Below are 12,433 nucleotides of genomic sequence, written 5' to 3'. Positions count from 1 at the left end.
CCACCCAATCTGCAGGTGCGGCGGGCCGGGATATCCGGCCCGCCACCTTCTCCTCAGAACCGCAGCGCCAGCGCGCGTGATTCGATCGGCGCCATCCGGCTCTGGTCCTGCAGCTGCAGGTCACGCAGTTCATACGGCGCGCCGAAGCCGGGCGGCAGTGCGGCCTGGTCGAACGGCAGCACCAGCGCGCCACGGCCAGCGCCCTCGAACCATGCGGCCGCGTGCGCCTGCGCCACCGGCTTCAACTGGCCATCGGCGCCGGTGGCGTACAGCGTGCCGCGCGCCTCGTAGCGACCCGCGGCGGCCACCTGCAGCGGCAGGCTGACCTGGCGGCTGGCCGGGTCGGGCGTGGCCTGGCCGCTGAAGCGTGCGGTCGGCTGCGCCACGGCGAAGGCCACCTTGCCATCGCGCAGCACGCCATCGGCCTGGGCGAACACCTGCAGCTCCCACAGGCCCTGCACCGTGCTGGCCTCGGCCGGAATGCGCACCTGCGCGCGCAGGCTCCCATCGGTGGTGCGCAGCAGGCGCTGCGGCCAGCTGCGGCCATCCGGTGCCACCAGCAATGCTTCACCGCCGAGGCTGCTGCGGCGCGTGGCCAGCTTCGCGGCGCTGGGGCCGTCTTCCAGCAGGCGCGCCTGCAGCTGCATGCTGCCACCGGCCAGCACCTGCGCCTGGCTGGCCTGCACCTCCAGCCGCACCGGGCTGTTGGGCTCCAGCACCTGCACCACGTAGCGCCCCTGCGCCTGCGCGCTCTGCAGCCGGTACGTGCCCACCGCGCTGCTGGCGCCAGTACGCAGCATGCTGCTGCCATCGGTCACCGCCATGCCTGCGGCCTGCAGCTGCCGCGCATCGACACTGCGCGCCACGCTGCTGCGGCCGGCCGCATCGCGTACCTGCAGTGCCTCGGCAGGCAGCGCGCGTGCACCGGTGCCCGGGCTGAGCTGGATCACGGCATCCGGTGCGGTCAGCGGCAGGTCCAGGCCGCGTTGCAGTTCGGCGGCGTCGACCTGCTGCCAGTAGCTGCGGCTGACGGCAGCGTACGCGCCCGGTGCCTGCAGCGGCTGCGCCGGGTCCAGCGCCCAGGCGAAGGCCAGCGGCACGCGCTCGCTGTCATCGGCCGGCAGCGGCGCGGCCACCAGTGACGCGGGCACCTGGTCACCGGCAGCGGCGGCACGCAGCGCCTGCGCGGCATGGGCCGGCACGGCGGCAAGTGCAGCCAGCATGGCCGCGGCCAGCAGGGTTGATTGGATCTTCATGGTCATCTCCCTCACTGGGTCAGGTCGTTGCGCAGGATCGTGCCCAGGCCGAAGCACTCGCGGCGGCTCTGGTTGTGGCTCAGCGGCTCGGCGCCCTGGGTACGCGCCTTGTCGGTGAACCACAGCGTGCCGGCCGCCTTCTGGCTGCTGCACTCCAGGAAGCCGTCCGAGCAGGACGACAGCCAGTTCTGGGTGAATTCCAGGCCGACATTGGCCGGGTAGCCGCCGCAGTAGCTGTTGCTGTCCCACACCGCCGATTCGACATCGCTGCCAACCACCGCGCGGAACGGCCTGGGCAGTGCCGGGCGCCCCGCGGTGCCGTACAGGTTCTGCGCGTTGTAGGTCGCCATGTGGCCCACCTGCTGCATGCGTACCGCATCGTTCTTGTAGCCCAGCAGCCAGCCCAGCGAGGTTTCGAAGGTGTTGCCGTTGAGCACCGCATCGGCCAGCGGCGTGCCGGCCGAGGACGGCGCCAGCGCGGTCACCTTGCGCAAGGTGCTGATGATCTTCGGGTAGCGGCTATCGTAGGTGGGGTTGGACAGGATCCAGCGCACCACGTTGCCGCCGTTGGAATGGGTGATGACCACCAGCTGGGTGATGCCGCGGCTGTCGATGAAGCTGGTCAGCTGGTTGGCCAGGCAGCCAGCGGCCTCCGGCTTCCACATGTACTGGGTGAAATCGCAGTTGATGACCACGTAGTTGCTGCTGTTCGGCAGGCCCTGGCGCACGGTGTCGATGATCGCCGGCTGCCAGTAGTCCTGGGTGGCGTTGGTCTGCGCGCCGGTGCCGTGCACGAAGGCCACGCCATACACGTCGGCGGACCAGGCCGGGGCGCTGGCCAGGCCCAGCAGCAGGGCCAGGGCGGTACTTCCTGTTGCGGTGCTGCGCATCGCATCTCTCCCTCGTCAGCGGATCCCCCCGGCCCGGCTGTGGGCCGATGCTGGCGGCGAACGCGCGTGAAAGTCCGTGCGCTGCGCCCGTATTCGGGAGATTGGCGACGATGGATGCCGTTGTTGCAGAATCGTGACCTCGGTGCGCCACCATGCCGGGTCTGGCCGTATGACCGATGGACGCTGCGGGCGGCGGGAGGGGCTGCGATCATGGCCGCTGTGTTTCCTGTCTCGAGCCTGCCCATGTCTTTGCCTGCCCTCCCCGCCCGCCCCCTGCTCGGCCTGGCCATCGCCCTGTCGCTGGCCGGTTGCGCGTCCACCGCCCCCGCGCCCACTGCGGTGGAAGCCACCATCACCACCAAGGCGGTGGGCTATCTGGACAAGGCGGCCGTGCCGGCCAGCATTGCCCTGGTGCCGGCGCCGCCGGCGGCCGGTTCGGCCGGTTTCGCGCTGGACGAACAGGTCAGCCGCGAAGCCCGCGCCCTGCGTGGCACGCCGCGCTTTGCCCAGGCCACCCGCGATGCCGAACTCGGCTTCCCGGCCGGCGCCAACCAGTTCTCCTGCGCGGCCGACATCGACGTGGACGCGGTGAAGACCCCGGCCCTGTACCGCCTGCTGGAACGCAGCCGCATCGATGCCAGCGCGGCCACCAAGGCGGCCAAGAACCAGTACCAGCGCCCGCGCCCGTTCATGGTCAACGGCGAGCCCACCTGCACGCCGGACGATGAAGCCGGCCTGCGCAGGAACGGCTCCTATCCGTCCGGCCACACCTCCATCGGCTGGGCCTGGGCGCTGATCCTTTCGGAGATCGCCCCCGACCGCGCCGATGCCATCCAGGCGCGCGGCCGCAACTACGGCGAGAGCCGCCTGGTGTGCAACGTGCACTGGCAGAGCGACATCCTCGAAGGCCGCTTCATGGGCGCTGCCGCCGTGGCCCGCCTGCATGACAACGCGGCGTTCAACAAGGATCTGCTGGCGGCGCGCAAGGAGATCGCCGATGCGCGCAAGGCCGGCCTGCATTCCAGCCGCGACTGCGCGGCCGAGGAAGCGGTGCTGAAGGTGCGGCCGGAAAGCGCGCTGTAAGCGCAGGGCAGATCAATCGCTGCCGGCCAGCGGCCGGCACTACCGGGGACGAGCAGGGGTAGCGCCGGGCCATGCCCGGCGGCCCTGTAAAACAGAAGGGCCGGCATTGCGCCGGCCCTTCTTCATTGCATCACGCCATCAGCCGCCTCAGAACTTCGCGGTGAACTCGACGCCGAACGTGCGCGGCTCGTTGAGGAAGCCGGTCAGGTTGTTGAAGTCGATCGCGCCGACCACGCGGGTCTGGTTGGTCAGGTTGCGGCCGAACACGGCCACGTCGTACTGGCCGTAATCCCAGTTGTAGCCCACGCGCAGGCCACCTTCCAGCGAGCTGCGGCTGCGGAACTCCGGCGACTCGTACAGGAAGAAGTTGACCGCACTCTTGTACGCCCAGTCGGTGTACACGTAGACCTCGCTGGCATCGTTCACCGGGAAGCCGGCACGCAGGGTCAGGTTGTGGATCCACTTCGGCGCCTGCGGCAGCGGGTTGCCGTTGACCAGCGCGTAGGTGCCGCCGTTGATGACGGTGGTCGGGTCGGTGATGGTGCAGCCACCGCCACAGATCGCCACGGCCAGGTCACGGTCCTTGATCTCGGTGTCGTTGTAGCTGCTGCCCAGGGTCATCAGCACGTGGTCGGTCAGGTACGCCTCGAAGTCCAGCTCGAAGCCCTGGCCGATGGTCTTGTCGGCGTTGAGCAGGGTGGCGGTGTTGTTGCTGCCACCCACGGCGATCAGCTGCTGGCCATCGACGTTGTAGCGGAACACGTTGAAGCCCAGGCGTGCGCGACGGTCGAACAGGTCGGCCTTGATGCCGGCTTCGTACGAGATCACCTTCTCCGAATCGGCCTGGGTGACGCCGCCGAAGGCCAGGCGGCCCTGGATCGACGGTGCACGGAAGCCCTTGGCCACGCGCGCATAGGCGTTGATGTTGTCGGTGATCTGGTAGACGCCACTCAGGTCCCAGCTGACGTCGTCGACATCGCTGTTGGCCAGGTACGGGCCGCTGACCGGCGTGCCGCCCGGCACGGCCTGCAGCACGCTGGCGGTGAAGTCCTTCTTGTCCTGGGTGTAACGCACGCCGGCACGCAGCTTGAAGCGGTCGGTCACGTCCAGGTCGCCCGAGGCGAACGCGGCCCAGGCCTTGTTGCGCTGGCTCTGCACGGCGTGGCCGGTCTGCGGGTTGCCCGGGGTCAGCGAGTCGTAGTTGAAGCTGTCGATGGTGACGTCTTCATCGAAGTAGAAGACGCCGGCCTGCCAGTCGAAGCGGCCCCACTCGTTGGATTCGACGCGGAATTCCTGCGTCCACTGGCGGTGGTGCGGCAGGCCGTCGGCCGATTCGGACGGGAACGGAATCAGGCCCGGGCCGGAGTTGCCGGCACCCAGGAACGCCGCGCCGTAGCCACCGTCGACGTCGCCGTGGTTCAGCGATTCGGCGGTTTCATAGCCGGTGATCGAGTGCAGGGTGACGCGGCCCAGGTCCCACTTGAGGCGTGCGCTGCCGCCCCAGGTTTCCAGGTTGGAGAAGTTCAGGCCATCGGTGGAGACCTTGTCGCGGTCGAAGTTCTCGACCAGCGCGTTGCTGCCCTTCTGGATGATGTTGGCGCGGAACAGGCGGGCGGTGCCGTTGAGCTTGCGCTTGTGCAGGTTGAACAGTGCTTCGACGTCATCACCTTCGTACAGGAACTGCACGCGGCCAGCGGCCTCGTCATAGCCCTCGAAGCCCGAGCTGGGCGCGGTGGTGATGGTGTTGTCGACGTAGTTCTCGCGGCGCTGGTACAGCGCCGACACGCGCGCCGACCAGCGGCTGGTCAGCGGGCCGCCGTAGGCACCCTGCACGTTCCAGGTGTCATACGTGCCGTAGGACATCTTCACGTAGCCATCGGCGTCCTGCGACGGACGGGCCGAATCGAACTTCACCACGCCCGCCGGGGTGTTGCGGCCGAACAGCGTGCCCTGCGGGCCACGCAGCACTTCCACGCCGGCCAGGTCGAACAGCGGGAAGCCCTTCAGCAGCGGGCTTTCCTGCACCACGTCGTCATACACCAGCGACACCGGCTGCGAGGCATTGAGATCGAAGTCGGTGTTGCCCAGGCCGCGGATGTAGAAGCGCGGGAAGGCACGGCCGTAGGACGATTCGATGTTCAGGCTGGGCACGCGCGCCGACAGGAAGCGGATGTCATCGCCGGCGGAGCCGAGCACATCGAGCTTCTCGCCCTGGATCGCGGTGATCGCGACCGGCACGTCCTTGGCGTTCTCGACGCGGCGCTGTGCGGTGACCTGCAGGGCGTCGAGGGCAACCGGATCCTTGGCAGCGGGGGTTTCCTGGGCGGCTGCTACCAGCGGCAGCAGGGCGGAAAGAGCGGCAACGAGGGGACGCGCGACCGGAAATCGGCCACGGGAAGTGCGGGTCGGAGACATGGCGGTAGGCTGTGTTTGGAGGGGTGGTAAAACGGCGCTACCAGATAATTGTTGCAATACAGCACCTGCGCCGCAAATGCCGATCGTTCATGGCCCCTGCCCGCAGCACCCCCGGCAGGCCGCTAGACTCGCGCTTTCCCCTTGCAACAGAGCTGCTGCGATGACCCAGTGGTACTTCCACGCCGCCGGCCAGGCCGAGCGTATCGGCCCGCTCGACGAGCACGCTGCACGCCAGTTTGCGCAGGCGAACCCGGGGGCGCTGGCCTGGTGCCAGGGCATGAGCGGGTGGACAGCCGTGTCCGATCTGGCCGCATTGCGCGCGGGCCCGGCAGCGCCTGCTGCCGCCGCACCGCCGGTGCTGCCCGCCGCCACGCCCGCCGCCACGCCCGCCGCCGCGCAGGCAGCCAGCAGCAGCGGCGGCCACGGCGATCCCATCGATTTCCGCATCGTCGGCCATGAAATGCAGTTCGTGGAGATCGGCCTGGACCCGGGCGAAAGCGCGATCGCCGAAGCGGGCGCGCTGATGTTCAAGGAATCGACGGTGCAGATGGACACCGTGTTCGGCGACGGCTCGCAGGCCAGCAGCGGCTTCATGGACAAGGTGATGGCTGCGGGCCGCCGCGTGGTGACCGGCGAAAGCCTGTTCGCCACCGTCTACACCCAGACCGGCACGGGCCGCGGCAAGGTCGCCTTCGCCGCGCCCTACCCCGGCACGGTGCTGCCGATGAAGCTGGACCAGCACGGCGGGCGCCTGATCTGCCAGAAGGACAGCTTCCTGGCCGGCGCGCGCGGCGTGCGCATCGGCGTGCAGTTCCAGCGCAGGATCATGACCGGCCTGTTCGGTGGCGAGGGCTTCGTCATGCAGAAGCTGGAAGGCGACGGCTGGGTCTTCATCCATGCCGGTGGCTGCGTGATCGAGCGCGAGCTGGCCGCCGGCGAGCGCCTGGATGTGGATACCGGCTGCGTGGTGGCCTACCACCCCACGGTGGACATGGACGTGCGCCGGGTCAGCGGCATCAAGAGCATGCTGTTCGGCGGCGAGGGCGTGTTCCTGGCCACGCTGACCGGGCCGGGCAAGGTCTGGCTGCAGTCGCTGCCGTTCTCGCGGCTGGCCGGGCGCATGTGGATGGCCGCGCCGCAGGGCGGCGGGCAGAGCCGCGGCGAAGGCTCGATCCTGGGCGGGCTGGGCCGCGCACTGGGCGGCGACAACCGCTTCTGATCCTGCACGGTAGCGCCGGGCCATGCCCGGCGAGCACAGCGGCAGCTGAACCATCCGCCGGGCATGGCCCGGCGCTACCCACGGATTTTGCACCTTCGGTATGCTGGCGCCCTTTCCTGAATCCGGCGCCCTGAGCGCATTGCCGATGAGCCTGTTCCGCCCCCGCGTGCTGCTGTCCGTCGCCCTGCTCGGCCTGTTGGCCGGTTGTGGTGGCGAGGAGGTCCGCCCCACTCCGCCGCCGCAGCCGATCCTGGTACCGCAGGCCAAGCCGGTGAAGATCGGCATCGCTCTCGGTGGCGGCGCAGCCAAGGGCTTTGCCCACATCGGCGTGATCAAGATGCTGGAAGCCAACGGCTTCGAACCGGTGGTGGTGTCGGGCACCAGCGCCGGCAGCGTGGTCGGCGCGCTGTATGCCAGCGGCATGGACGCGTTCCAGATGCAGAGCAAGGCCGTGGCGCTGGATGAAGCCAGCATCCGCGACGTACGCCTGTTCTCCGGCGGCCTGGTGCAGGGCCAGAAGCTGCAGGACTACGTCAACGAGCAGGTGGCCAACCGGCCGGCCGAGAAGCTGAAGAAGCCGTTCGCCGCGGTCGCCACCCAGCTGGAAACCGGCGAGCGCGCGATCTTCGTGCGCGGCAACGTCGGCCAGGCCGTGCGCGCGTCCAGCAGCATCCCCGGCGTGTTCGAGCCGGTGAAGATCGGTGGCCGCAACTACATCGACGGCGGCGTGGTCAGCCCGGTGCCGGTGGATGCCGCGCGCCAGCTCGGTGCCGAATTCGTCATCGCCGTGGATATCTCCAGCAAGGCCAGCGGCAAGGCACCGACCGGCATGCTGGGCATCGTCAACCAGTCGATCTCGATCATGGGCCAGCGCCTGGGCGAGCAGGAACTCGCACGCGCCGACATCGTCATCCGGCCGAAGGTGCTGGACATCGGTGCCGCCGATTTCAGCCAGCGCGGCACTGCCATCCTCGAAGGCGAGAAGGCCGCGATGGCGGCGATGCCGCAGATCCGCGCGAAGATCCAGCAGCTGCAGAAGGCGCGCGCGGCGGCATTGGCACCGGCTGCACCGGTCGTGCCGAAGTGCGATGAGCCCTCGCGCCTGGGCAGGATGATGGGCCGCAAGGAAAAGTGCTGAGTGCTCTGCCGCGTCGCTGCTGAGCAGCGCGGCATCCCGCGCTAGCGCACGGGCCGGTAACCGCTGGCCTGCTGCCGTTCGCGCCGGCGTGCCTGGCGCGCCTGTTCCTGCAGCGCCGCGGTGTGCTGCAGCTGTTCCATGCCATCGGCGGGCACGTGCAGCTGGCGGAGCGCACGGGTCAGCGCCAGGTAGACCGCGCGCACCGGGTTGTGCCAGATGCGCCCGCCCTGCCCTGCGCTGAAACAGCCGGGCGACAGCGAGACGACGTCGAACTGCAGGTTCTTCGCGTGCTCGGCCAGGCACAGCACCACGCGTGCATCGGCGGGCGTGTCCTGGTCATCCAGCGCCTGCAGCAGTGACTGCACGCGGTCGGCCGAAGCGAACAGGTCCGCCCATGCGCCCTGCCCGTCGCCGACCTGCGTGGCCAGGAAACGCTCCTGCATCTGGTTCGACCCGCTATCGCGGCGGCGCCAGGCATCCAGCGGCCCCTGCAACGCGCTGCGCAGCGCGCGCAACGAGGCCGGATGCAGGTAGGGCCGCAGCCCCTGCGCCTGCAGCTGTGCGGCGTCCAGGGCCAGATCGGCGGCATTGCCATGGATGCGCAGGCCCGTGCGTGGCACCTGCGACCAGTCGCGGTAATGCAGCACACCCGTGGCGCGGTCAGCGGCACCCACAAACGGACCGCTGTCCGGGCCCAGGCCATCCAGCGCCAGCGCCTGGTTGACCAGGCCATCGACCTGGTTGCCCTGGCGCACCGACTGGTGCATTTCCAGCACCTTCGATGCGGCCCAGCGCGGTACCGTGCCGGACAGGCACTGGTGCGGGTCGCCCAGGCTGACCACACCCGGTGCGTGACCGGCCAGCAGCTGCTTCCACGACGGGCTCAGGTCATGCGCCTCGTCCACCAGCAGCATGCCCATGTCCTGCGGCGGGGTGATGCCGCGCAGCGCCAGCCACTTGCCGATGTGCGCCGGGCTCAGGCTCAACAGCGCGCCGCGCTGCAGTTCGGCATCGAACATGCTGCGCCAGACGTGCTCGGCCGCCGCCAGGTAGGGCGCCACGTCGAGCATGGCGGCCGGTACCGAGCGGTCGAAATGCTGGAACGCCATGCGCGGTGCGGACGAGGCGCACCAGCGGTTGATGGCCTCGAAGGCGGTCAGCAGCACCTGTTCCGGGCTGCGCCCACCGATGCCCTGCAGGCCGATGCGGCCGGCGATCTCGCGCGGGGTGCGGGTGCTGCGCCGGTAGCTGGCGACGAAGCCGCCGGTCTGGCCATTGCGCGCGGCGTGCTGGGCCACGCGGTTGGCGAATTCGATCTGGGTCAGCAGGCGCACGGCCGTGCTGGCCGGCACGCGGGCGCGGAACGCTTCGACCTGGCCGCGCGACGGCGCGATGTAGGTATATCGGCCCGGCCGCGCATCCATCAGCGCCAGCACCAGATGGCCCTTGCCGGTACCGGCGTAGCCATCGAGGTCGATCAGCTCATCGGGATTGGCGGCGATCGCGCGCAGCACGCGGGCCTGCTCGGACGTGTACAGGCCATGGTGTTCGACCGCGCGCGAATCGCTGGCAACGGCTTCGTCCTGGTCGTCGTCCTCATCGTCGCTGGCGAACGCGGCCGGGAAGCGGATCTCATGTTCAGCCAGGGTTTCCTGGCAGGCCTGCTGCAGGGCCAGGCCCGGGTAGTCGCTGGGCGACTGCACGATGAAGTCCTGCAGGATCTCCGCCGGTGCCAGCAGCACGCCATGGGCGGCCAGCGCGGCCAGCCAGGCGTCCAGCTCCGGCTGGCCACCGCCACCCGTACCGGTCAACGGCGTGGCGGCGGTTTCGCTGGCGGCAAACAGCGCACAGGCCTCGTGCAGCAGGCGCTCGATCTCGGCTGGCGCATGCAGGCGCGCGCGGCACAGCTGCGCGGCCATCAGCCCGGCCTGTTCCAGCGCGGTCTGTGGCGGCGTGCCATGGGCGATGTAGCGCGCCAGCGACTTGCGCTGCAGCGGCAGGAAGGTGGTGGTAAGCACCGGGTGCTGGAGTTCGGACATGCCTGGAACCGGAAAGGAACGCTGCGCCGCGCGCAGGGCGGTGATGCTCGGCTACCCGCCCGGCGCCGTCAAATCGCCGCGGCCGGTTTACTCCAGCTGCGACAGCGGCAGCGCCTGGAAGCCCTTCACCGTGCGCAGCACGAAGCTGGAATTGGCATCGGCCACGCCGCCGGCGTTGAGCAGCCTGTCCAGCAGGAAGCGCGAGAAGTGCTCGAGGTCGCGCACGTAGACGTGCAGCAGGTAGTCCATGTCGCCGGTCAGGGCGTGGCAGGCCACCACTTCATCCCAGCCCTGCACGCTGTCCACGAAGTGGCCGATGGCCGCCTGGTCGTGCTTTTCCAGCTGCACGCGGACGAAGGCCTGCAGGCCCAGGCGCAGCTGGCGCGGTTCCAGGCGCGCGCCGTAGCCGACGATCACCCCTTCGCTTTCCAGCCGCTGCAGGCGCCGCAGGCAGGCCGACGGCGACAGGTTCACCCGCGTCGCCAACTCCGCGTTGGTGGCGCGACCATCACGCTGGATCTCGGCCAACAGGCGTATATCCGTGCGATCGAACTGGACTTCTCCGGCCATTGCTGCCCCGCAACACGGTGAGTACGCAAGGATATTGCGCCACGAGGCCCATTACGCGCAACTTTTGCAACCCTGTTGCGCGCGCCCTGCCCTAGCATCACTGGTATCCCTTCAAGGAGTGCCCCATGGACCTCGCCCAGCCCCGCCGCGTCGAACACCAGCAGACCGACAAGGGCTACGTGCCGGTGTACACCACCGCGCTCGTCGAGCAGCCGTGGGACACCTATACCGCCGACGACCACGCCACCTGGAGCACGCTGTACCAGCGCCAGCGCGAGCTGCTGGTGGGCCGCGCCTGCCAGGAATTCCTCGACGCGCAGGACGAGATGGGCATGAACGCGCACATGATCCCGCGCTTCGACCAGCTCAACGAAGTGCTCGGCGCGGCCACCGGCTGGACCCTGGTCGGCGTGGAAGGCCTGCTGCCGGAACTGGATTTCTTCGACCACCTGGCCAACCGCCGTTTCCCGGTGACCTGGTGGATCCGCCGCCCGGACCAGATCGACTACATCGCCGAACCGGACCTGTTCCATGACCTGTTCGGCCACGTGCCGCTGCTGATGAACCCGGTGTTCGCCGACTACATGGAGGCCTACGGGCGCGGCGGCGTCAAAGCCCACGCGATCGGCCCGGATGCGCTGCAGAACCTCACGCGCCTGTACTGGTACACGGTGGAATTCGGCCTGATCGACACGCCCGACGGCCTGCGCATCTACGGTGCCGGCATCGTGTCTTCGAAGGGCGAATCGCTGTACTCGCTGGAATCGGCCGCGCCCAACCGCATCGGCTTCGACCTGCAGCGGATCATGCGCACGAAGTACCGCATCGACACCTTCCAGAAGACCTACTTCGTCATCGACAGCTTCGAGCAGCTGATGCAGGCGACCTCGCCGGACTTCACCCCGATCTACGCCTCGCTGGCCGACCAGGCGCACCTGCCGGCCGGTGACGTGCAGGCCGATGACCGTGTGTTCCAGGCGGGTACGGGTGAGGGTTGGGCGGACGGCGGGGACGTGTGAGGCACGCTGCCGCGCGGGTATCCTGCACGGCATGACTGATGCATTTGCTTCGCTGCGCGTAACCGACGTTGCCTTCAACGACGACTTCATCCTGCTGACCCTGGCCGACGGCCGCCGCACCCGCCAGCCACTGCGCTGGGCGCCCGCGCTGTTCGAAGCCACGGCCGAACAGCGCGCGCACTGGGTTGCCACCTCCAATGGTCTCGGCGTGAACTGGCCGGCCCTGCTGCCGCCGCGCGAGGCGGGCGTGGTCGATATCCCCAACCAGGTGTGGGATGACCGCTACGAAGCCGCTCTGGCGCGTCTGAAGGCAGCCGCGTGGACGCTGGATGCGCTGTCCGACGAAGACCAGCAGCTGGTGGCGCTGTGGCGCATGGAAGCGGACATCAACAACGGCGGCTTCATGCAGTTCCTGTGCAACTGGGGCGATCCCACCTGCCAACTGGCGCTGCGTGCGCTGCAGGCGATGGGCGCGGTGCAGACCCACGCGATCCTGGCCGGCATGCGCGGGCTGCTGGACCGGCTGGAGGACGACCCGGCGATCACGCAGCTGCACGACCTGTACGGCGCGATGACCGAGCAGGAGCAGGATGCCCTGCATGCCTTTGACGAAGCCTATTTCGAGCGGCCGGAAGACCTGGCGCGGCTGGGGCTGAAGCACTTCGGGCCGGAGCCGTTGTAGAGCCAAGCCGAGCGTAGGCTCGGCTCTACAGATCAGCGCAGCCCGTGTAGAGCCGAGATCCTATGTTCGTGGTCAAGCCTGCTGGAAGCAGGCTTGACCCACTTTCAACATGGCTGGGTCGA

Annotated in this window: 10 protein-coding genes; 5 read left to right on the top strand and 5 right to left on the bottom strand. The window is 69.1% G+C overall.

The features are described from left to right. Positions 1–53: 53 nt before the first annotated feature. Both QMZ26_RS15890 and QMZ26_RS15885 read right to left on the bottom strand, forming a co-directional pair. Complete coding sequence (locus QMZ26_RS15890) at positions 54–1,256, bottom strand: DUF4785 domain-containing protein (RefSeq protein WP_283222012.1); 1,203 nt, start codon at positions 1,254–1,256, stop codon at positions 54–56. A gap of 11 nt (positions 1,257–1,267) precedes the next feature. Next, entirely contained in the window at positions 1,268–2,146 is an 879-nt protein-coding gene (locus QMZ26_RS15885; RefSeq protein WP_283222011.1) for a hypothetical protein, read from the bottom strand. A gap of 243 nt (positions 2,147–2,389) precedes the next feature. Between QMZ26_RS15885 and QMZ26_RS15880 the strand changes: the two genes are divergently transcribed. Beyond that, positions 2,390–3,229, top strand: a complete 840-nt coding sequence (locus QMZ26_RS15880) for a phosphatase PAP2 family protein (protein ID WP_283222010.1) — start codon at positions 2,390–2,392, stop codon at positions 3,227–3,229. A gap of 147 nt (positions 3,230–3,376) precedes the next feature. Here the strand turns inward: QMZ26_RS15880 and QMZ26_RS15875 are convergent, their stop codons facing one another. Then, a complete protein-coding gene (locus tag QMZ26_RS15875) occupies positions 3,377–5,644 on the bottom strand; it encodes a TonB-dependent receptor (protein ID WP_079224549.1) in 2,268 nt (755 codons plus the stop codon). 160 nt (positions 5,645–5,804) lie between these two features. Here QMZ26_RS15875 and QMZ26_RS15870 point away from each other — a divergent pair, with 160 nt between their 5' ends. After that, on the top strand, positions 5,805–6,863 hold the full coding sequence (locus QMZ26_RS15870) for a TIGR00266 family protein (protein ID WP_283222009.1): 1,059 nt from the start codon (positions 5,805–5,807) through the stop codon (positions 6,861–6,863). Positions 6,864–7,008: 145 nt separating this feature from the next. Then, entirely contained in the window at positions 7,009–8,001 is a 993-nt protein-coding gene (locus QMZ26_RS15865) for a patatin-like phospholipase family protein (protein ID WP_079224545.1), read from the top strand. Positions 8,002–8,042: 41 nt separating this feature from the next. On the opposite strand, the gene QMZ26_RS15860 is transcribed toward QMZ26_RS15865, so the two are convergent. After that, the gene (locus tag QMZ26_RS15860; protein ID WP_283222008.1) at positions 8,043–10,040 is read right to left on the bottom strand and encodes a hypothetical protein; all 1,998 of its coding nucleotides are present in this window, start codon (positions 10,038–10,040) and stop codon (positions 8,043–8,045) included. Positions 10,041–10,127: 87 nt separating this feature from the next. After that, complete coding sequence (locus QMZ26_RS15855; protein WP_079224542.1) at positions 10,128–10,610, bottom strand: Lrp/AsnC family transcriptional regulator; 483 nt, start codon at positions 10,608–10,610, stop codon at positions 10,128–10,130. A 125-nt stretch (positions 10,611–10,735) separates the two neighbouring features. Here QMZ26_RS15855 and phhA point away from each other — a divergent pair, with 125 nt between their 5' ends. Together phhA and QMZ26_RS15845 are read left to right on the top strand one after the other, a co-directional pair. After that, complete coding sequence (gene phhA, locus QMZ26_RS15850; RefSeq protein ID WP_079224541.1) at positions 10,736–11,629, top strand: phenylalanine 4-monooxygenase; 894 nt, start codon at positions 10,736–10,738, stop codon at positions 11,627–11,629. Positions 11,630–11,660: 31 nt separating this feature from the next. After that, positions 11,661–12,311, top strand: a complete 651-nt coding sequence (locus tag QMZ26_RS15845) for a DUF4375 domain-containing protein (protein WP_283222007.1) — start codon at positions 11,661–11,663, stop codon at positions 12,309–12,311. Positions 12,312–12,433 lie beyond the last annotated feature (122 nt).

This window comes from Stenotrophomonas sp. PFBMAA-4, from assembly GCF_030053215.1.
Taxonomy (GTDB): Bacteria; Pseudomonadota; Gammaproteobacteria; order Xanthomonadales; family Xanthomonadaceae; genus Stenotrophomonas.
The sequence above is the reverse complement of the archived record's forward strand: the minus strand, read 5'-3'. Positions and strand labels throughout refer to the sequence as shown.